The following is a 19,840-nucleotide window of genomic DNA, read 5'->3' on the forward strand; positions in this document are numbered from 1 at the left end:
GGTCAAGCCGAAGTTCTGCATGCGTCCATCCATCCGCTGGCCCTGTCGAAAGCGCTTGACACTATACCGTTCGAGAAAGATGCATCAAACGGCATAACGCACGGGGACCTGCTGAGCCGGACCGGCGGCAGGACTGTTCCGCGTGCAGCACAGGAGCCGTCATGGACGCAAGACCGAATTCACCCGAAGCCCGCGACATAAGCTTTCACATGCATGGCTATACGAATGCGCGCAAGCATCAGGAGTCGGGGCCGCTCGTCATCGAGAAGGGCGACGGCATCTATGTCGAGGACCTTGCCGGCAACCGCTATATCGAGGCGATGGCGGGGCTCTGGAGCGTCGCGGTCGGTTTTTCGGAGAAGCGGCTGGTCGATGCGGCAGTACGGCAAATGTCGAAGCTGCCTTACTATCACGATTTCGGCTCCAAATCGCATTCGCCGCTGATCGATCTCGCCGAGAGACTGGTGCAGATGGCGCCGGTGCCGATGAGCAAGGCGTATTTCACCAATTCCGGCTCCGAGGCCAACGATACGGCCATGAAGATGATCTGGTACCGGTCGAATGCGCTCGGCCAGCCGGCGCGCAAGAAGATCATCAGCCGCAAGAAGGGCTATCACGGCGTCACCATCGCCTCGGCAAGCCTGACCGGACTGCCCAACAACCACACTTCGTTCGATCTGCCGATCGCCAATGTGCTGCACACCTCGACGCCGCACCATTGGCGCGAGGCGCTGCCGGGTGAAAGCGAAGAGCTGTTTTCGACGCGGCTCGCCGACGAGCTGGAAAAGCTGATCCTCGCCGAAGGACCGGAAACCATCGCCGCCTTTTTCGGCGAACCGATCATGGGCGCCGGCGGCGTCATCGTTCCGCCGGCCGGCTACTGGGAGAAGATACAGGCGGTGCTATCGAGATACGACATCCTGCTCATCGCCGACGAGGTGATCTGCGGCTTTGGCCGAACAGGTGAGATGTTCGGCTCGCAGACCTTCGGCATCAGGCCCGACATCATGGTGTTGTCGAAACAGATCTCTTCGTCCTACCTGCCGATCTCAGCCCTGCTGATCAATGACAAGGTATTCGAGCCGATCGCCGACGAGAGCAACCGTATCGGCACCTTCGGCCACGGTTTCACCGGCGGCGGCCATCCTGTTGCGGCAGCGGTCGCGCTCGAGAACCTGAAGCTGATCGAGGAGCGCGACCTTGTCGGCAATGCGCGTGCGGTCGGCGCGCATTTGCAGAAGCGGCTGCGCACGCTCGCTTCGCACCCGCTTGTCGGCGAGGTGCGCGGCATCGGCCTGGTCGCGGCGGTCGAGCTGGTCGGCGACAAGGCAAACAAGACGCCGTGGGGGAAGACCGGTGAACTGGGCGGGCTCGTCAACGGCTTCATGCAGCAGAACGGCGTCATCTCGCGCAATATGGGCGACGCGCTGGCCTTCTGCCCGCCGCTGATCATCACCGAGCCGCAGGTCGACCAGGTGATCGACGCGTTTGAACGGTCGCTCGAGGCTGCCGTCAAGCAGGTCCGATCGCAGAGCTGAATAGGCAAAGTCGATTTTGAAACCTGAAAACAAAAACGCCTCGGCGACGGCTGGCAGAAGGTTACCCTCCACACCCGTTGCTGCCGTTTAGTCTCCGTGCTTTGTTTTCGCAGATGAGCCGCTGAATCCTTCCAGTTCCTCGCCGATTCCTGAAAGTGCGTTGACGATCGTCGCCTCGACGTCGCCACGCTGTTTCTGGGGAATCAAGCCAAGTCCTTTTTGTATCGCTTCACGCCAATGTTTCCCCCTGTCCCACGCTTCCGAAAACGCGATGGCGAGATCGTCCTGGCGACGGGTAGCTTCCAGTGCCTCGACCAGAAGTGCTGCCTGGTGGACATCCTTTTCCCGCTTGCCCACGCCGTTTGCGTTGTTCTGTCGGCGCGAGGCAACGATCAGCTTGTGAACCGCATATCGTCCGGGCGACGGTACCACGACAGGCACTCCCGATCGATGCAGCAGCACAGTTCTGATTGGTTCGTGGATCAGGAAATCGAGAAACCGAAGAGGCTGCGCGGATGCACCGCCCAAAGACGGCATCGAGGTTGCATGATCGGCGTAGTCATCGCTGCCCGTGTTCGGTGTAAGGAACTCGACCTTGTATCGGACTGCGTTCTCGAATTGCGTCGCGTGTCCGGGATCTGATCTGTAAGGGATTTCCCTGAAGGTTGGGTCGATCTCCCTCAAGATTTCGAGGATGGGCGGCAGGCTGTCCTCGACCGCGGCCGACACGGAATGGAATAGGGCGAAGTCTGCATCGCCCGTCTGCAACGCTGCACCGGGCAGCTTCACGCCCAGATAGCCCGCGTAGGACTGAAAGGCGACTGTGCCGACCAGGACGCCGCGCAAGCGGAAGATGCCAGCCTTCCCCAGCGCCTCGACGACATCCCCGGTGAACCTTTCGGGTTCTGTCAGCCCTGCCTCGCGCACGAGCGTGGATACCAGCTTCCTGCGGGCGCGGAGGTCGTCCTTGATCTGACGGAAGGATTCGACGCGTTTTGCAATCTCGGGATCGCTGTCAGGCCCGACATACCGTCGCGTCTTCGTCGGCTGCGTTTCCTCGAAATACCAGTATACCTTGCCCTTGACGGGCACCTTGACGAGATTGCCCGTCGTAGGGAAATCCGTTTCGAAGGCTGCGTCCAAGGATCGCTGGACGAGTTCCGCATACATCGTGCGGTAAACGAGGTCGACCGTCTTCATGTCAGGCGGCTCCGGTTATAAGAAAAATGCGGTTCTCTTATAGCGGCATGACCTCAAGGGACGCAAGCGGGAGTTATAAGAAAATAGCGAAAACCTTATAACGCCGCAGGAGAGGGTCAGGAATCCTTGTTGCCGGCGTGCAGCCAAATCAGAATGGGTTTTGCTCATTCAGATAAACAAAGCCATCACGAAAACGCTGCTTGGATGTGGCGCTCGACCTCACCGCGTCCGCGAACGGCCCGAGCCTGTCATAGGCGTTTTTGGTCGACGCGCTATTTTGGCGATCGCATCCGGCACGACGACCAGCTTGCCAACGAAATCCTTGGCGATGAAATCCGCCTGGGCGCGATGGAAATCGGACAGCTTGTAGACGCCGCCGACCAGCGGCCGGATCTTCTTCTCCTCGATGTAGCGCACGATGCGGCGGAAATCCGCCCGTGTGCCCTGGCTCGAGCCATGCAGTTGCAGCTGTTTGAGATACATGGTGCGCAGATCCAGCTGCACGACCGGGCCGGCAATTGCACCAGCCGTGGTATAGCGGCCTTCCGGCCTCAAGATGCGCAGGAGGTCGTTGAAGATCGCGCCGCCGACCAGATCGGCCACCACGTCGATCGGCTGGCCCCCGGTCGCCGCGCTGACGGCGGCCGGCAGATCGGCAACGCCACGGGTGATCACCGCCTCGGCGCCGATGTCACGCACGGCCTGTTCCTTGCCCTTGCCGGCAACCGCATAGGGAATGGCGCCGCGCGCCCGCGCCAGCTGCACGATGCCCGAGCCGACGCCGCCCGAGGCGCCGGTGACCAGCACACGCTCGCCGGCCTTCAATGCGGCGCGTTCCAGCATCTGCTCGCCGGTGAGATAGGCGCAGCAGAAAGTGGCAAGCTCGACGTCGCTCAGATCGGTATCGACGACATGGGCATTCTCTGCAGGCACCGCCTGGTATTCGGCATAGCCGCCGTCTCGACCGTGGCCCATATAGTCGATGTCGGCGAGTGAATCGTCGTCGCGATTGTAGATGGAGAAATCGACCATCACCCGCTCGCCGATGCGGGCCGGCGACACGCCGTCGCCGACGGCAACGATGTTGCCGACCGTGTCGGTGCCCTGGATGCGCGGGAAGCTCAGCGTATTGCCCTGACGACGCCAGGTCGACACAGCGGCGGCATCCTCCTCCGTTCCATAGGCGCCCTGGCGCACCCAGACGTCGGTGTTGTTCATGCCGCAAGCGGTGACCTTGATCAGCACTTCGCCCCGGGCGGGCGAGGGCACTTTCACATCGGTGCGGTAGACGAGCTTTTCCGGTCCGCCGTGACCGATCAGCTGCACGGCGGCCATGGTGGCGGGGAGGGTCTTGGTCATGGCATTCATGTCGGTTCTTCAGATGTCGGCAAACACGCTTTTCACCGCATCGGCTGTTTTCGACACGACGATGTCGGCCTCTTCGCGGGTGAGGCAGAGCGGCGGCGCGAAACCGAGAATGTCGCCCTGCGGCATGGCCCGGCCGATGACGCCGCTTGCCGCAAGGGTGGTCGCGACCTGCGGCCCGATTTTTTGCGTGGCGTCGAAGAACACGCGATCGTTCTTGTCGGCGACGAACTCGATCGCCGCCAGCATGCCGTCGCCGCGCACCTCGCCGACGTTTTTGTGGCCGCCGACGGCTTTCGTCAGCTCGGCGCGGAGATAGGCGCCGGTCTCGCCGGCGTTCCGCACTAGGTCCATCTCGTCGATCAGTTCCAAGTTGGCGACGCCGGCGGCGACGCAGATCGGGTGCGCCGAATAGGTCCAGCCATGGCCGAGCGAGCCGAGCTTGTCGGAGCCTTGGACGAGCACCTGCCAGACCTTGTCTGAGACTATGACGCCGGAGAGCGGCGCATAGGCCGAGGTCAGGCCCTTGGCGATGGTGATCAGGTCAGGCTTGATGCCGTAATGGTCGGAGCCGAACATGGTGCCCAGCCGGCCAAAGCCGGTGACGACCTCGTCAGCAACCAGCAGCACGTCGTACTTCTTCAGTACCGCCTGGATCTTTACCCAGTAGCCGGCCGGCGGCGGCACGATGCCGCCGGTGCCGAGGATCGGCTCGCCGATGAAAGCAGCGACTGTTTCCGGCCCTTCGGCGAGGATCATCTCCTCGAGCTTGTCGGCACAGTATTGCGAAAACTGCTCCTCGCTCAGCGAGCGGTCGGCGCGGCGGAAATAGTAGGGCGCCTCGGTGTGCAGGACCGGCGCGCGGGGCAGGTCGAAGGCGTTGTGGAACAGGTCGAGGCCGGTCAGCGATCCGGTCATGATGCCGGAGCCGTGATAGCCGCGCCAGCGCGAGATGATTTTTTTCTTCTCCGGCCGGCCGAGCACGTTGTTGTAGTACCAGATCAGCTTGATGTTGGTTTCGTTGGCATCGGAACCGGAGAGGCCGAAATAGACCCTCGACATGCCCTGCGGCGCGCGGTCGATGATCATCTTGGAAAGCGTGATCGATGCCTCGGTGCCGTGGCCGACATAGGCGTGGTAATAGGCGAGGTTCTTGGCCTGCGCGGCGATGGCGTCGGCTATCTTCTGGCGGCCATAGCCGACATTGACGCAGTAGAGCCCGGCGAAGGCATCGATGCTCTTGCGACCGTTATTGTCCCAGATGGTGACGCCTTCGCCACCGGCGATCACACGCGTCGGGCTCTCGCCACGCGCATGCGTGCCCATATGGGTCGAGGGATGGAAGAAATGATCGCGATCCCAGGCGGCGAGTTCGTTGGACTGGTCGAGCATTTTTTACTCCTTGAAAGCAAAAGCCTGACGGGGCGTTACGCCACGTCGAGGCAGAGATATTTGAAGTCGGTAAAGGCTTCGAGCCCGTGACGCGAGCCCTCGCGGCCGATGCCGGACTGCTTGACGCCGCCGAACGGGACCGGCGCGCCGGTGATCTTGACGCGGTTGATGGCGACCATGCCATAGTCGAGCGCGCGGCCGATGCGCAATTGCCTACCGCCGTTTTCAGTCACGACATAGGCGACCAGGCCGTACTCTGTCGCATTGGCGCGGGCGACGACTTCGTCTTCGCTGTCGAAAGGCGTCACTGCCGCAACCGGACCGAAGGTCTCCTCGCGCATGATCAAAGCGTCGTCTCCAACGTCGGCCAGCAGGGTCGGCTGGTAGAACAGCGGCCCGGCAGGATGGCGCTTGCCGCCGGTCAGGCAACGCGCGCCTTTGGCGAGCGCATCGGCCACCTGCTCCTCGACCTTCTTGACCGCGCGTTCGTGCATCAAGGGTCCGATTTCGGTGTCGTCAGCGAGGCCATTGCCGGCCCGCAATGCCTCGACGCGTTTAGCGAAAGCAGCGCAGAACCGATCGTATATCGGACGCTGGACATAGATGCGGTTGGCGGCGAGGCAGTCCTGGCCGGAGGTGGCGAATTTAGCGTCGACGGCGATGGTCACAGCCTTGTCGAGATCGGCGTCGGCGAAGACGATCAGAGGCGCATGACCGCCAAGCTCCATCACCAGACGCTTCATCGTCGGCGCACTTTGCGCGGCGATCAACCTGCCGATCTCGGTCGAGCCGGTGAAGCTCATGGCGCGAACCCGCGGGTCTTCGCACATCCGCCCGACGATGATCGAAGCCCTGCCGGTGAGGGCGTTGAACACGCCAGCCGGCAGGCCGGCACGTTCGCCAAGCTCGGCCAACGCCAGTGCAGACAGCGGCGTTTCCGAGGAAGGATGCGCGACGATGGTGCAGCCGGCGGCGAGGGCGGCCGCCGCCTTGCGGGTCAGCATGGCCGCGGGAAAATTCCACGGGGTGACGACGCCGACGACACCAAGCGGTTCGCGTCGCACCACCATCTCGGCGTTTGGCAGATGGCTGGTGACGCTTTCGGCGTTGAGGCGTTTGGCCTCCTCGGCATACCATTCGACAAAAGAGGCGGCGTAGTCGATCTCGCCGCGCGATTCCTTCAGCGGCTTGCCTTGTTCTAGCGTCATCAGCAGGGCCAGGTCATTTTTGGCGGCGACGATCAGATCGAACCATTTTCGCAAGATTTTCGACCGTTCCTGCGGCAGCAATGCGCGCCAGGCAGGAAAGGCGCGCGATGCCGCATCGATCGCCAATGTGGTCTGCCGGGCATCGAGCGCGGCAACGAAAGCGACGGTGGATCCGGTGGCCGGATCGGTCACCTCGAAACTCTCCGCGGTCTCGCTCGCCGTCCAGTGGCCAGCGACATAGGCGAGTTCGCGCAGCAGCCGCCGGTCGGCAAGGCGATCAAGCGCTTCATGGCGGTGCGAGCGGGCAAAATGTGCGGACATCATCGGGCTCCCGGTTCGGGTGATGCCGCAAGACTATCTCTGCCGCGCAAACAGAGAGGCTGTTTGCGTGCCTGCACGTAGAGAGATTGTCTCTATTGCACCGAGCGGGCAGACGATCTCTCCGGCCGTACGTCAGACTGTAGCAAACCGTGGAGAGATTGGCTGCACCTCCTCAGCCTCGTCATCCCTGGGCGAAGCAGGAGCGAAGCTCCGTCGCGGAGACCCTGGGATCCATTCCGTGACCTTCGCAGAGGGAATGCAGCGGAGCAGAATTCTGCGCCGTGGCGGCGCCCTGATGTCACGGAATGGATCCTGGGGTCTGCGCCGCGTCACTTCGCTCCTTGCTTCGCCCCAGGATGACGAAGCAACAAATGTCTCGACCAATCTCCTAGACGTGTGGTCCGGCAGATCGACCTCACGACTGCGCCGGCAACAGGTCCGCCACCGGCAGCACACTCTCCTCCTTCACCGTCTTGGTGACGATATAGGTGAAATAGCGGTCGATGCCGATCTCGCGCTCGAGCAGAGTGTCGACCAGCCGCTGATAGGCGTCGATGTCGCGCGCCATCACCTTCAGCAGGTAATCGACGCCGCCGCCGACAGACCAGCAGGCGACGATCTCGGGGATGTCGCGGATGACGCGCTCGAAACGGTCGAAGTCGGCCTGGCGGTGGCTAGCCAGCGTCACCTCCATCAGCACGGTAGCGACCGGCGCGATGGCGCGCATGGCGATCCTGGCATGGTAGCCCGAGACGATGCCGGCCTTTTCCAGCTTGCGCAGCCGCATCCAGCACGGCGTCGGCGACAGGCCGACTTTCTCGGCCAGCGCCAGCTTGGTGATGCGCCCGTCGCGCTGGATGGCGTCGAGGATTTTCATATCGATCGGATCGAGTTTCGCTGCAGCCATGATCGCCCACTTCCAGTGCCGGACACCATGACGGCGCATTATTTCGATTGTCAATTGCACTGATTTCGATCTCTAATAAGTCATGACATTTTGGCGACCAGATCCCGCTCTTATCCGGCGGCCGGCCTATCAATCGCTCGCCGACCAGTTCGCGCGGGCCATCCATGACGGGCGCCTGGCCAACGGTGCGCGATTGCCGACGCACCGGCAGTTGGCTGACGATCTGCAACTTTCCGTGCAGACGGTCAGCCGCGCCTATGAGGAGCTGATCCGCCGCGGGCTGGTGTCCGGCGAGGTCGGCCGCGGCAGCTTCGTGCAGACACAGCGCCGCGAGCCGGAGCCCCCCTATCTGCCGGAGCGGCTGGGCGAGGTCATCGATCTCTCCATCCTGAAGCCGGTCTGCGAACCGATGCATCTGGAGCGGCTGAGGCAGGCGCTGGGCTGGCTCGCCGAAAACCTGCCGTCGAGCTCGGCACTGTCGTTCAGGCCGAACATGGTGTTCCCGCGCCACCGCGCGGTGGGTGTCGAGTGGCTACGCCTCTGTGGCCTCGACGCGTCGCCGCAGAACATCAGCCTGACCAACGGCGCCACCGCAGGGATGACAGTGGCGCTGATGAGCGTGGCGCCGCCCGGCTCGACCGTCGCCACCGAGGCGATCGGTCACCACACGCTGATCCCGCTGGCGCGTTATCTCGGCTTCAATCTCGAGGGTTTGCCGATCGACGACAATGGGCTGATCCCGGAAGCGCTGGACGAGGCCTGCCGGCTGTCGGACATCCGCGCCGTGTTCGTGCAGCCGTCGGTGATCAACCCTACGGCCACCCTGATGGATGCCGGCCGGCGCGAGCAGATCGCGGCGGTGGCGCGCAGGCACGACATCGCCATCATCGAGAACGACGTGCTCGGCCCGCTGGTCGAGGATCGGCCGCCGCCCGTCGCGGCGTTTGCCCCCGAGCGCACGCTGTATGTCACCTCCTTCACTAAAATCGTGGTGCCGGGCCTGCGCATCGGCTATCTCGCGGCGCCCGATCGTTATGTCGCCGCGGTTGCCAACCGCCACCTGGTCTCGAACTGGATGGCGACTCCGATGGTGGCCGAGATCGCCAGCAAATGGGTGACCGACGGCACCGCGATGGAACTCGTTCGATGGCAGCGTATGGCTTTGCGGCGGCGTCTGGACATCGCCGCCGAGGTGCTCGCCGGAGTGGACTATCGGGCTCATCGCGACGGGCTGCATATCTGGCTGCAACTGCCCGATGACCGCGGTGAGGAAAGCTTTGTTTCCCAGGCCCGCCTGCAGGGCGTGGCGATCGCGCCCGGCACGTCGTTTCGCATTTCGCAGATGCCTTGGCATCCAGCCGTACGGATTTCGCTGGGCTCGACCACGGAGGGGGAACTGCGTGCCGGTCTCGGCGTTGTCACCAAGCTTCTGCTCGGCGATCCCGAGCATCTCCTGCTTGCGATCTAGGCGACAAATGGCGCGAAATTGTGCGGAATCCGAAATATTGTCATGATATTATTTTCTTGATTGACATGATTTGCCGCGATCCGCATCGTTAAAGGCAAGCTTCTCCAGCACGGGAAATTCATTGTCGGCTCCCATCATCAAGATCGACGGCATTTCAAAAAGCTTCGGCACCTTCAGGGTGCTGGACGGCCTCTCGATGCAAGTCATGCCCGGCGAGAAGCTGGCACTGATCGGTCCATCGGGTTCGGGCAAGACGACGATCCTGCGCATCCTGATGACGCTAGAGCGTATCGACAGCGGCCACATCCAGGTCGACGGCGAACAGTTGTACCACATGGAGCGTAACGGCCGGCTGCTGACGGCCGATGAACGGCATTTGGCAAAGATGCGCCAGAAGATCGGCATGGTCTTCCAACTGTTCAATCTGTTTCCGCACAAATGCGTCATCGACAATGTGACGCTGGCACCGATGCTGACCAAAGGCGTGCCGCGGGCCGCCGCCGAAAAGCGGGCGATGGAACTGCTCGACATGGTCGGCATGGTCGACAAGGCCAAGGCGATGCCGGCGCAGCTTTCAGGCGGCCAGAAGCAGCGCGTCGCGATTGCGCGGGCGCTGGCGCTGTCGCCGAAAATCATGCTGTTCGACGAGGTCACCTCGGCGCTCGACCCTGAGCTCGTCGACGAGGTGCTCAACGTCATGCGCAAGCTCGCCGCCGAGACCGACATGACCATGCTGCTGGTCACCCACGAGATGGGTTTCGCCCATGACTTCGCCGACCGGGTGCTGTTCTTCGATCGCGGCAGAATAGTCGAGGAGGGCAAGCCCGACGAGATTTTCCGCCATCCCAAACAGGAGCGTACGCAAGGTTTCCTGAAGAAGATCATTGCGGCCGGACATCGGGTCTGACTGCCATGCGAGGCGGCGACGCCTCAAGCAAGCCAAGAAGACAGACAAACAAGGAGTTGGGAACAATGAAGAAATTTGCCATTTTGGCCGGCGTCGCCGGTATTGCGCTGACGGCGGTGCTGGCCGCCTCGACGGCCGGCTCGGCCGACGACAGCAAGCTCGAAGAGCTCAAGGCGCAAGGCTTTGCCCGCGTCGCCATCGCCAACGAGCCGCCCTATACGGCGGTCGCTGCCGACGGCAAGGTTTCGGGTGCGGCGCCTGACGTTGCCCGTGAAATCTTCAAGCGCCTTGGCGTCAACGATATCGTCGCCTCGATCTCGGAATATGGCGCCATGATTCCCGGCCTGCAGGCCGGCCGTTTCGACGTCGTCACTGCCGGCCTGTTCATGAAGCCGGAACGTTGTGCTGCGGTCGCCTATTCGGAACCGGTGCTGTGCGACGCCGAGGCGATGCTGGTGAAGAAGGGCAACCCGAAGGGTTTCAAGAGCTACGAGGACGTCGCGAAGGACGCGAGCGCCACGATCGGCGCGCCGGGTGGCGGCACTGAAGAGAAGCTGGCGCTCACCGCAGGTGTGCCGCGCGAGCGCGTCATCGTCGTGCCGGACGGCCAGAGCGGCCTGAAGATGCTGCAGGACGGCCGCATCGATGCTTATTCGCTGCCCGTGCTGTCGATCAACGACCTGGTCAAGAAAGCCAATGATCCGAACCTCGAAGTCATCGCGCCGGTGGTCGGTGCGCCGGTCTATTGCGACGGCGCGGCCTTCAAGAAGGGCGACGAAGCGCTGCGCGACGCCTATGATGTCGAGCTGGCGAAACTGAAGAAGTCCGGCGAGTTCGCCAAGATCATCGAGCCTTACGGCTTCTCGGCGGCGGCGGCAATGTCGACGAGCCGCGACAAGCTCTGCTCGGCGAAGTAAAAAGTGCCGCTCACCCTAGCCTCTCCCCGTCAAAAACGGGGAGAGGGGGGCGTCAACGCTGGAGCTTCACCCTTCTCCCCGTCCCTATAACGGGGAGAAGGTGCCGGCAGGCGGATGAGGGGCGGCGCCGGCGTTCTGCAATGATCACCAAGCGAGGAAACGCTTAGCCCCAATGACCCAATGGTCCGGCTATTTCGGCCTGATATTGCAAGGAGCGCTTGTCACCATCGAGCTGACGCTGATGGGGTCGGTGCTGGCCTTGGTCATGGCCTTTCTTGCCGGGCTGGGGCGGCTGTCGCGGTTTTTCGTGCTACGCGCGCTGGCCACCGCCTATATCGAGTTCTTCCGCGGCACCTCGATTTTCGTGCAGCTGTTCTGGGCTTATTTCGTGCTGCCTTTTGCCGGCATTTCGTTGACGCCGCTGCAGGCCGGGGTGCTGGCGCTGGGCCTCAATGTCGGCGCCTATGCGGCGGAAGTGGTGCGTGGCGCCATCAAGTCTATCGGCCGCGAACAATATGAGGCCTGCACCGCCCTCAATCTCGGCCGCTGGCAAGCCATGCGCCATATCATCCTGCCGCAGGCGCTTCTGGTGATGCTGCCAACCTTCGGCAACAACGCCATTGAATTGCTCAAGGCCACCGCCGTCGTTTCGCTAATCTCGCTCGCCGACCTGACCTTCCAGGCGCAGGTGGTGCGCTCGCAGACCGGCAATACTCTGGTGCCGTTCAGCACCATCCTCGTCATCTATTTCGTGCTGGCGCTGCTCATCTCCTGGGGCGTGCGGTCGCTGGAACGCCGCATGGCTCGTGGCCTCGACGGGGTGCGCGTATGATGGATCGGGCCTGCTAATGGAATGGGATTGGGATTTTGTCCGGCAGATCCTGCCGACGCTGATCGAGGGGGTGAAGATCACCATCCTGGCGACGCTGCTCGGCTCGGTGCTGGCGGCCATCGTTGGGCTGGGCATCGCGTTGGCGCGCCGGTCGCCGAACAGGGCTCTGTCGCGCACCGTCGGTTTCCTTGCCGAGTTCATCCGTGGCACGCCGCTGTTGGTGCAGCTCTATTTCATCTTCTACGTGCTGCCGGATTTCGGCATCCTGTTGCCGCCGCTGGTGGCGGGCGTCATCGGTCTCGGGCTGCATTACGGAACTTACACGGCCGAGGTCTACCGCGCCGGCATAGACAATGTGCCCCGCGGCCAGTGGGAAGCGGCCAAGGCCTGCAATCTAAACGCCACCCAGACCTGGACGCACATCATCATTCCGCAGGCGATCCCCCCGATGATCCCGGCGCTTGCCAATTATTTCATCGCCATGTTCAAAGAGACGCCGCTGCTGTCGGCGATCACCGTGCTGGAACTGATGAACCAGGCCAAGAGCGTCGCCAATACCTATTATCGGTATATCGAACCGATCACCTTGGTCGGCGCCTTCTTCCTCGCCATCAGCCTGTTCTCGGTGGTGCTGCTGCGCTGGCTGGAACACCGTTATGGGCGGATCGAACGATGAGCGCTGCACCCGATATCCGCCTGCACTCGGCCCGGCCGCCGCTCGATGCGCGTCCGCTGGAAAAGCGGGTCGGCCTGATCATCCTTGCCACCGACCATACGAGCGAACCGGATTTTCACCGCATGGTGGCAAGCGACCGCATCGGCATCTATGTCGCGCGCATCCCCTACGCCAACCCGACGACGCCGGACAATTTGCGCAAGATGCAGCCGTCACTGACGGCGGCCGCGGCCCTGATCCTGCCCGACGAGCCGCTCGATGCGATCTGCTATTCCTGCACCTCAGCTTCCGTCGTGATCGGCGATGCCGAAATCGAGGCGGCGGTGCAGGCCGCGAAACCCGGCGCGCCGGTGGTTACGCCGCCGATGGCCGGCGTGCGCGGCCTGAAGGCGCTGGGCGCCAGGACGATCAGCATTCTTACCCCTTATACGGTCGAGACCAGCCGGCCGATGGCGACCTATTTCAGCGAGCATGGATTCGAGATCGCCAGCTTCACTTGCCTCGGCTTCGAGGACGACCGCGAGATGGCGCGGATTGCGCCGAAATCCTTGGTCGATCTGGCTCGCGAGGCGACGGCCGAACACTCGGACGCGCTGTTTGTCTCCTGCACGGCACTGCGGTCCGCGGCGGCAGTTGTGGGTATGGAAGAGGCCATCGGCCGCCCTGTCGTCACCAGCAACCAGGCGACGGCCTGGAATTGCCTGCGGCTTTGCGGAGATAAGATGTCGCGTCCTGAATTCGGCCGTCTGATGACGCTGCCGCTGAACTGATTGCAGAGCCATGACCACGTCCAGGATAAGCCTCTCCGATATCCGCGCCGCGCGCGAGCGCATCGCAGGCAAGATCGAGCGTACGCCGACCGTTCCTTCCCGGAGTCTTTCCCAGCACTTGGGCGCTCCTGTTTATCTCAAGCTCGAACATCGGCAGACCACCGGCGCCTTCAAGCTGCGCGGTGCCTCGAACGCTATCGCTTCGCTGACAGACGAGGAGAGGGCGCGTGGCGTCGTCGCTGCCTCGACCGGCAACCACGGCCGGGCGCTTGCCTATGCTGCTCGACTGCAAGGCATCCACGCGACGATCTGCATGTCGCGGCTGGTGCCGCAGAACAAGCTGGACGAGATCCGTCGGCTCGGCGCCGAGATCCGCATCGTCGGCAACAGCCAGGACGATGCGCAGCGGGAGGTCGAACGGCTGGTCGCGGAAGAGGGGCTGATCATGCTGCCGCCCTTCGACCATCCTGCCATTGTCGCCGGGCAAGGCACGCTCGGGCTGGAGATCATCGAACAGGTTCCGGACGCCGCCTTGGTGCTGGTGCCGCTTTCCGGCGGTGGGCTGGCGGCTGGCGTCGCTGCTGCCGTGAAGGGCGTCAGCCCGGCGACGAAGGTGATGGGCGTTTCAATGGCGCGCGGTGCGGCGATGAAGGCGAGCCTCGACGCCGGACATTCGGTTTTGGTCGAGGAACTGCCGACGCTGGCCGATTCCCTCGGCGGCGGCATAGGCCTCGACAACCGGCTGACCTTTTCCATGTGCCGCGACCTGCTCGACGATGTGATCCTGCTCAGCGAGGACGAGATCGCCACCGGCATCCGCCATGCCTATGAACAGGAGCGCGAGATCGTCGAAGGCGCCGGCGCGGTCGGCATCGCAGCCGTGCTTGCCGGCAAGGTCAGGGCGAGCGGCCCGACGGTGCTCGTGCTGTCCGGCCGCAACATCGATATGACACTGCACCGCAAGATCATCTGCGGCGAAGCAATTGCGGAGAGCGCAGCATGAGCCGGATGACGATCCTCACCGAAGCTGAATTGCGCAAGATCGTGAAGCTCGATCTTGATGCCATCGCCTGCGTCGAGAACGCGTTCCGGGCGCTCGCCACCTTGCCGGTGGCGATGCCGCCGATCCTGCGGCTGGACATTCCAGAGCATCGCGGCGAGGTCGACGTCAAGACCGCCTATGTACCGGGTATCGACGGTTTTGCGATCAAGATCAGCCCCGGCTTTTTCGATAATCCCAAGCTCGGCCTGCCCAGCGTCAACGGCATGATGGTGCTGCTGTCGGCGAAAACCGGATTGGTCGAGGCGCTGCTGCTCGACAATGGCTATCTCACCGACATCCGCACGGCGGCGGCCGGCGCGGTTGCCGCCAAGCATCTGTCGCGGCCGGGTTCCTCCGTTGCCGCGATCTTCGGCGCCGGTGTTCAGGCCGGACTGCAGCTCGAAGCGCTGATGCTGGTGCGGCCGATCACCGAGGCTCGCATCTGGGCAAGGGATGCCGCCAAGGCCGAGGCCGCGGCCGACGCATTGTCCGAAAGACTGGGCATCGCCGTTCACGCCGAGCCCGACGCGGCAAACGCTGCGGCCGATGCCGACATCATCGTCACCACGACGCCGTCGACCGAGCCGCTGATCAAGGCCGGCTTCGTTTCCGCCGGCCAGCATATCACTGCCATGGGCTCGGATGCCGAGCACAAGAACGAGATCGCGCCGGCGATCCTGCGCATGGCCGATCTCTACGTCGCCGATAGCGCCAAACAGACGCGCCGGCTGGGCGAACTGCACCATGCTATCGCGGCGGGCGTGATGGCGTCCGATGCCGAAATCACCGAGCTTGGCCACATCATCGCCGGCGAAAGGCATGGCCGGCGCTCGGACAGCGACATCACCATTGCCGACCTGACCGGCACCGGCGTGCAGGACACGGCGATCGCCACGCTCGCCCGCGACCGTGCGCGTGCAGCCAAGACCGGTACGATTTTCGAAAGCTGATGCTGGCCGCAAGGCCCAACAAACGAGGACCAAGAACAATGCAGCCCAATTTGAAATTCTCGCGCGGCGAATATGCGGAGCGCCTCGCCAAGACGCGGAAGGTCATGCAGGCCAAGGGCGTCGATCTATTGATCGTCAGCGATCCGTCCAACATGGCCTGGCTGACCGGCTACGACGGCTGGTCGTTCTACGTGCACCAGGCTGTCATCGTGCCGCCGTCGGGCGAGCCGGTGTGGTACGGGCGCGGCCAGGACGCCAACGGCGCCAAGCGCACCGCCTATCTCGCGCACGACAACATCGTCGGCTATGCCGACCACTATGTGCAGTCGACCGAGCGCCATCCGATGGATTTTCTGTCCAGCGTGCTCTCCGATCGCGGCTGGGGCAAGCTCAGCATCGGCGTCGAGATGGACAATTACTGGTTCTCGGCCGCTGCCTTCGCAGCGCTGCAGAGACATCTGCCCAATGCCCGCTTCGTCGACGCCACGGCACTCGTCAACTGGCAGCGCGCAGTGAAGAGCCCGACCGAAATCGACTACATGCGCAAAGCCGCCCGCATCGTCGAGGCAATGCACGAGCGCATTGTCGACAAGATCGAGGTCGGCATGCGCAAATGCGACCTGGTCGCCGAGATCTATGATGCCGGCACGCGCGGCGTCGATGGCATTGGCGGCGACTATCCGGCGATCGTGCCGCTGCTGCCGTCAGGCACTGACGCATCGGCGCCGCATCTGACCTGGGACGACAGGCCGATGAAGTCGGGCGAGGGCACTTTTTTCGAGATTGCCGGCTGCTACAACCGCTACCATTGTCCGCTTTCCCGGACCGTGTTCCTTGGTAAACCGACGCCGGAATTCCTCGATGCAGAAAAGGCGACGCTGGAAGGCATGGAGGCGGGACTTGCCGCCGCCAAGCCCGGCAACACATGCGAGGACATCGCCAACGCCTTCTTCGCGGTGCTGAAGCGGTACGGCATCGTCAAGGACAACCGCACCGGGTACCCGATCGGGCTTTCCTATCCGCCTGACTGGGGCGAGCGCACGATGAGCCTGCGTCCAGGCGACCGCACCGAGTTGAAGCCCGGTATGACCTTCCATTTCATGACCGGCTTGTGGCTTGAGACGATGGGGCTGGAAATCACCGAATCCATCCTGATCACCGAGACGGGCGTCGAGTGCCTGGCGAATGTGCCGCGCAAACTGGTGGTGAAGAATTGAGTCCGATGTCCAGCCTTCGCCCGTCACCGATCACGCCGACCGTCGATTTCGAGCGCGACGGCGTGCAGCACGGTTTCCTGCGCCTGCCTTACAGCCGCGACGATTCCGCCTGGGGGTCGGTGATGATCCCGATCTGCGTCATCCGCAACGGCAAGGGGCCGAGCGCATTGCTCACCGGCGGCAATCATGGCGACGAGTACGAGGGGCCGCTGGCGCTCTATGACCTCGCCCGTACGCTCGACCCGAAGCAAGTCAGCGGCACGATCATCATCGTGCCGGCGATGAACTATCCGGCGTTCCGCGCCGGCACGCGCACCTCGCCGATCGACAAGGGCAATCTCAACCGCAGCTTTCCCGGCCGGCCCGACGGCACGGTGACCGAGAAGATCGCTGATTATTTCCAGCGCGAGCTTCTGCCCCGTACAGACATCGCGCTCGACTTCCACTCCGGCGGCAAGACGCTCGACTTCGTGCCGTTCTGCGCCGCCCACATCCGGCCCGACAAGGTGCTGGAAGCGAAGGGTTTCGCTGCGGTTGAAGCCTTCTCCGCACCATGGTCGATGAAAATGCTGGAGATCGACGCGGTCGGCATGTTCGACACTGCCGCCGAAGAGATGGGCAAGCTGTTCATCACCACAGAGCTTGGCGGCGGCGGGACTTCGCGCGCGGAAACGGTGCGGATCGCACGTCGCGGCGTGCTCAATGTGCTGCGCCATGCCGGCATCGTCGCCGGCGCGGTCGAGATGCAGCCAACCCGCTGGCTCGACATGCCGTCCGGCGATTGCTTCTCGTTCGCCGAGGACGACGGGATGATCGAAACCATGATCGATCTCGGCGAGCCGGTGGCAGAGAACCAGGTGCTGGCACGTATCCATTCCATAGGCCGCACCGGCGGCGCTCCGCAGGAGATCCGGGCCAAAATGTCCGGTCTGTTGGCGGCGCGGCATTTTCCGGGGCTGGTCAAGGCCGGCGACTGCGCTGCCGTGGTCGCCGTGCTGTTCGATTGACGGTTAGGAAGCCGATGTCGGGAACGGCTCGGTCCTGCCTTTGGGGCGATCGCCGATCGCAAAGACGGCGCTCGCCTCGCTGACGATCGAGACATGATCCTTGGCGGCTGTTCCGGCCGCCGCACTGTCGCCGCGCATGATTGCGGTGACGATGGCGTCATGTTCTTGCCAGGACTGGGCCAGCCGCCCGGGCAGCATGAATTGCGCGCGCCGGAACGGCGCCAGGCGGCCGCGGGTCATGACGGTCAGTTCATAAATGTGCTTGCTGTGGGCGCCGCGATAGAGCCGGGTGTGGAATTCGGTGTTGAAAAGCTCATACTCTTCTTCGGCACCGAGCTGCACGAAGCGCGCCGAGGCCTGGTGTTCGGCCTCCAGCGTGCGGCGCTCGCCAGCGGTCATGCGCTCGGCCGAGAACCGCGCGCAGATCGCTTCAAGCTCGGCCATGCTTTCGAACATCGAGGCGAGGTGCTCCTGCGTCACCACGGCGACGGTGGCGCCGCGGTTCGGCCGCCTTTCGACCAGCCCCATGGCGCTGAGCCGGCTGAGCGCTTCCCTGATCGGCGTGCGTGAGACGTCGAAGCGGGCGGCGAGCGAGGCCTCGTCGAGCTTTTCGCCCGGGCGCAGGAAACCGGTGACGATCCGGTCGCTGATCGCCCTCACCATCTGATCGACGGTCGTGCCCGACCTGATCAAATTGCGCTTTCCCGACACGTCTCCTCCGTCCAGTCTTTTCGCTAGAGCCGTAAGCCACTCACCGGCTTCGATTCCTCCGCATCTCTGTATGCCTATGTTTTAGCCTTCATGTCAAATTGGCGATTTTGGAGGCAAAAAGTGTATGCAATTGCTCCGGCTTTGTGCAGTCCACATCGGAACACTCATTGATATTACTGAATAAATCTCATTTCTGAAACTGGCATGCTGATTGCATACACTTCTTTCATTGAGATGTTAACCGGCCCCAAAGGCCCCACAGAGGGAGCATTCAATGTCCAAGAGATTCATGCTTAGCCGCCGCGACCTGCTCAAAACCTCCGCCGCCGGAGCGGCGCTCGGCCTTGCGTCCGCATCGTTTCCGATCAGCAGGGCCTTCGCCGCGACGGCCACCGTCGGCTTCATCTATGTCGGGCCAAAGGACGACTACGGCTACAACCAGGCGCATGCCGAAGGGGCCGCCACGCTGAAGGGGATCGAAGGAATTTCCGTCGTCGAGGAGGAGAACGTGCCGGAGACGGTCGACGTTCAGAAGACGATGGAATCGATGATCAATCTCGACGGTGCGTCGCTGATCTTCCCGACCTCGTTCGGCTATTTCGATCCGCACATGCTCGCCATGTGCGCGAAATTCCCCGACGTGCAGTTCCGCCATTGTGGTGGCATGTGGAACAAGGACAAGCATCCGATGAATGCCGGTTCCTATTTCGGCTATATCGGCATGGGCCAGTATCTGAACGGCGTCGTCGCCGGTCACACCAGCAAAACCAAGAAGCTCGGCTTCGTCGCGGCAAAGCCGATCCCGCAGGTGCTGCTCAACATCAATTCCTTCCTGCTCGGCGCGCGCTCGGTCGACCCGACCATCACCTGCCAGGTGATCTTCACCGGCGAGTGGTCGCTAGCGGTCAAGGAGGCCGAGGCCACCAATGCGCTGGTCGACCAGGGTGCCGACGTCATCACCTGCCATGTCGATAGCCCCAAGGTGGTGGTCGAGACGGCGGCCGGGCGTGGCGCCTTCGTCTGCGGCTATCATGCCAACCAGAGCCCGCTGGCGCCGGAAAAATACCTGACCGGCGCGGAATGGAACTGGGCCAAGGTCTACAAGATGTTCGTCGACGATCTGGTGGCCGGCACGCCGCTGCCCAATTTCACGCGCGGTGGCCTGGCCGACGGCTTCGTCAAGATGAGGCCGCTCGGCCCCGCTGTCGGCGAGGCCGCCCGCAAGCAGTTCGACGGCACGCTGGCCGAAATGATGAAAGGCGGCTTTTCCGTCATCAAGGGTCCGCTGAAGAGCAACAAGGGCGTCGTCGTCGCGACCGAAGGCCAGGCCTTCGCCGAGACCGCGCTCGAACTCGAAAGCATGGACTACCTGGTCGAGGGCGTCGTCGGTTCGACCGCCTGAACCGGATCGG

The 19,840-nt window shown here is 63.1% G+C and carries 18 protein-coding genes; 12 read left to right on the forward strand and 6 right to left on the reverse strand.

The window, feature by feature from the left end; translation table 11 throughout:
* Positions 1-161: 161 nt before the first annotated feature.
* Positions 162-1,538 (forward strand): aspartate aminotransferase family protein, encoded by a 1,377-nt coding sequence (locus NKI52_RS21460; protein ID WP_352455373.1) that lies wholly within the window; start codon positions 162-164, stop codon positions 1,536-1,538.
* A gap of 87 nt (positions 1,539-1,625) precedes the next feature.
* Here NKI52_RS21460 and NKI52_RS21465 read toward each other — a convergent pair whose 3' ends face one another.
* From NKI52_RS21465 to NKI52_RS21485, 5 genes are all read right to left on the reverse strand, one after another.
* Positions 1,626-2,738 carry a nucleotidyltransferase family protein gene (locus tag NKI52_RS21465; protein ID WP_352569059.1) on the reverse strand — a complete coding sequence of 371 codons (1,113 nt, stop codon included), beginning with the start codon at positions 2,736-2,738 and terminating at the stop codon, positions 1,626-1,628.
* Between the two features lie 219 nt (positions 2,739-2,957).
* On the reverse strand, positions 2,958-4,106 hold the full coding sequence (locus NKI52_RS21470; RefSeq protein WP_352569060.1) for an alcohol dehydrogenase family protein: 1,149 nt from the start codon (positions 4,104-4,106) through the stop codon (positions 2,958-2,960).
* 9 nt (positions 4,107-4,115) lie between these two features.
* The gene (locus NKI52_RS21475) at positions 4,116-5,495 is read right to left on the reverse strand and encodes an aspartate aminotransferase family protein (RefSeq protein ID WP_352569061.1); all 1,380 of its coding nucleotides are present in this window, start codon (positions 5,493-5,495) and stop codon (positions 4,116-4,118) included.
* Between the two features lie 35 nt (positions 5,496-5,530).
* A complete protein-coding gene (locus tag NKI52_RS21480; protein ID WP_352569062.1) occupies positions 5,531-7,024 on the reverse strand; it encodes an NAD-dependent succinate-semialdehyde dehydrogenase in 1,494 nt (497 codons plus the stop codon).
* Positions 7,025-7,439: 415 nt separating this feature from the next.
* Complete coding sequence (locus NKI52_RS21485) at positions 7,440-7,931, reverse strand: Lrp/AsnC family transcriptional regulator (RefSeq protein ID WP_352569063.1); 492 nt, start codon at positions 7,929-7,931, stop codon at positions 7,440-7,442.
* A gap of 82 nt (positions 7,932-8,013) precedes the next feature.
* Here NKI52_RS21485 and ehuR point away from each other — a divergent pair, with 82 nt between their 5' ends.
* The 10 genes from ehuR to doeB all read left to right on the forward strand — a co-directional run bounded on the left by ehuR (position 8,014) and on the right by doeB (position 17,717).
* Positions 8,014-9,399: a MocR-like ectoine utilization transcription factor EhuR gene (gene ehuR / locus NKI52_RS21490; protein WP_352569064.1), complete on the forward strand. Its 1,386-nt coding sequence runs from the start codon at positions 8,014-8,016 to the stop codon at positions 9,397-9,399.
* A gap of 121 nt (positions 9,400-9,520) precedes the next feature.
* Positions 9,521-10,306, forward strand: coding sequence for an ectoine/hydroxyectoine ABC transporter ATP-binding protein EhuA (gene ehuA / locus NKI52_RS21495; RefSeq protein WP_352699431.1), 786 nt, complete (start codon positions 9,521-9,523; stop codon positions 10,304-10,306).
* 65 nt (positions 10,307-10,371) lie between these two features.
* Positions 10,372-11,223 carry an ectoine/hydroxyectoine ABC transporter substrate-binding protein EhuB gene (gene ehuB / locus NKI52_RS21500; protein ID WP_023677200.1) on the forward strand — a complete coding sequence of 284 codons (852 nt, stop codon included), beginning with the start codon at positions 10,372-10,374 and terminating at the stop codon, positions 11,221-11,223.
* 172 nt (positions 11,224-11,395) lie between these two features.
* On the forward strand, positions 11,396-12,055 hold the full coding sequence (gene ehuC, locus NKI52_RS21505; protein ID WP_254819481.1) for an ectoine/hydroxyectoine ABC transporter permease subunit EhuC: 660 nt from the start codon (positions 11,396-11,398) through the stop codon (positions 12,053-12,055).
* A gap of 16 nt (positions 12,056-12,071) precedes the next feature.
* Positions 12,072-12,731, forward strand: coding sequence for an ectoine/hydroxyectoine ABC transporter permease subunit EhuD (gene ehuD, locus NKI52_RS21510; protein WP_023677202.1), 660 nt, complete (start codon positions 12,072-12,074; stop codon positions 12,729-12,731).
* The gene (gene eutA / locus NKI52_RS21515; protein ID WP_352455380.1) at positions 12,728-13,501 is read left to right on the forward strand and encodes an ectoine utilization protein EutA; all 774 of its coding nucleotides are present in this window, start codon (positions 12,728-12,730) and stop codon (positions 13,499-13,501) included. The genes ehuD and eutA overlap by 4 nt, the downstream gene beginning before the upstream one ends.
* Positions 13,502-13,511: 10 nt before the next feature.
* A complete protein-coding gene (gene eutB, locus NKI52_RS21520; protein ID WP_352455381.1) occupies positions 13,512-14,504 on the forward strand; it encodes a hydroxyectoine utilization dehydratase EutB in 993 nt (330 codons plus the stop codon).
* The gene (locus NKI52_RS21525; RefSeq protein ID WP_352699434.1) at positions 14,501-15,493 is read left to right on the forward strand and encodes a cyclodeaminase; all 993 of its coding nucleotides are present in this window, start codon (positions 14,501-14,503) and stop codon (positions 15,491-15,493) included. Before eutB ends, NKI52_RS21525 begins: the two co-directional genes overlap by 4 nt.
* 38 nt (positions 15,494-15,531) lie before the next feature.
* Positions 15,532-16,710 carry an ectoine hydrolase DoeA gene (doeA, locus tag NKI52_RS21530; RefSeq protein WP_352699436.1) on the forward strand — a complete coding sequence of 393 codons (1,179 nt, stop codon included), beginning with the start codon at positions 15,532-15,534 and terminating at the stop codon, positions 16,708-16,710.
* Positions 16,711-16,715: 5 nt separating this feature from the next.
* On the forward strand, positions 16,716-17,717 hold the full coding sequence (gene doeB / locus NKI52_RS21535; protein WP_352699438.1) for a N(2)-acetyl-L-2,4-diaminobutanoate deacetylase DoeB: 1,002 nt from the start codon (positions 16,716-16,718) through the stop codon (positions 17,715-17,717).
* A 3-nt stretch (positions 17,718-17,720) separates the two neighbouring features.
* On the opposite strand, the gene NKI52_RS21540 is transcribed toward doeB, so the two are convergent.
* Positions 17,721-18,380 (reverse strand): GntR family transcriptional regulator, encoded by a 660-nt coding sequence (locus tag NKI52_RS21540; protein WP_023677208.1) that lies wholly within the window; start codon positions 18,378-18,380, stop codon positions 17,721-17,723.
* Positions 18,381-18,702: 322 nt separating this feature from the next.
* Here NKI52_RS21540 and NKI52_RS21545 point away from each other — a divergent pair, with 322 nt between their 5' ends.
* A complete protein-coding gene (locus NKI52_RS21545; protein ID WP_352699440.1) occupies positions 18,703-19,830 on the forward strand; it encodes a BMP family ABC transporter substrate-binding protein in 1,128 nt (375 codons plus the stop codon).
* Positions 19,831-19,840 lie beyond the last annotated feature (10 nt).

This window comes from Mesorhizobium sp. M0590 (assembly GCF_040320905.1).
In the GTDB taxonomy this organism is placed as follows: domain Bacteria; phylum Pseudomonadota; class Alphaproteobacteria; order Rhizobiales; family Rhizobiaceae; genus Mesorhizobium.

Coding starts and splice junctions, on each gene's coding strand:
- NKI52_RS21460 (WP_352455373.1), top strand. CDS start 162: ATGGACGCAAGACCGAATTCACCCGAAGCCCGCGACATAAGCTTTCAC.
- NKI52_RS21465 (WP_352569059.1), bottom strand. CDS start 2,738: ATGAAGACGGTCGACCTCGTTTACCGCACGATGTATGCGGAACTCGTC.
- NKI52_RS21470 (WP_352569060.1), bottom strand. CDS start 4,106: ATGAATGCCATGACCAAGACCCTCCCCGCCACCATGGCCGCCGTGCAG.
- NKI52_RS21475 (WP_352569061.1), bottom strand. CDS start 5,495: ATGCTCGACCAGTCCAACGAACTCGCCGCCTGGGATCGCGATCATTTC.
- NKI52_RS21480 (WP_352569062.1), bottom strand. CDS start 7,024: ATGTCCGCACATTTTGCCCGCTCGCACCGCCATGAAGCGCTTGATCGC.
- NKI52_RS21485 (WP_352569063.1), bottom strand. CDS start 7,931: ATGGCTGCAGCGAAACTCGATCCGATCGATATGAAAATCCTCGACGCC.
- ehuR (WP_352569064.1), top strand. CDS start 8,014: ATGACATTTTGGCGACCAGATCCCGCTCTTATCCGGCGGCCGGCCTAT.
- ehuB (WP_023677200.1), top strand. CDS start 10,372: ATGAAGAAATTTGCCATTTTGGCCGGCGTCGCCGGTATTGCGCTGACG.
- ehuC (WP_254819481.1), top strand. CDS start 11,396: ATGACCCAATGGTCCGGCTATTTCGGCCTGATATTGCAAGGAGCGCTT.
- ehuD (WP_023677202.1), top strand. CDS start 12,072: ATGGAATGGGATTGGGATTTTGTCCGGCAGATCCTGCCGACGCTGATC.
- eutA (WP_352455380.1), top strand. CDS start 12,728: ATGAGCGCTGCACCCGATATCCGCCTGCACTCGGCCCGGCCGCCGCTC.
- eutB (WP_352455381.1), top strand. CDS start 13,512: ATGACCACGTCCAGGATAAGCCTCTCCGATATCCGCGCCGCGCGCGAG.
- NKI52_RS21525 (WP_352699434.1), top strand. CDS start 14,501: ATGAGCCGGATGACGATCCTCACCGAAGCTGAATTGCGCAAGATCGTG.
- doeA (WP_352699436.1), top strand. CDS start 15,532: ATGCAGCCCAATTTGAAATTCTCGCGCGGCGAATATGCGGAGCGCCTC.
- doeB (WP_352699438.1), top strand. CDS start 16,716: ATGTCCAGCCTTCGCCCGTCACCGATCACGCCGACCGTCGATTTCGAG.
- NKI52_RS21540 (WP_023677208.1), bottom strand. CDS start 18,380: ATGGTGAGGGCGATCAGCGACCGGATCGTCACCGGTTTCCTGCGCCCG.
- NKI52_RS21545 (WP_352699440.1), top strand. CDS start 18,703: ATGTCCAAGAGATTCATGCTTAGCCGCCGCGACCTGCTCAAAACCTCC.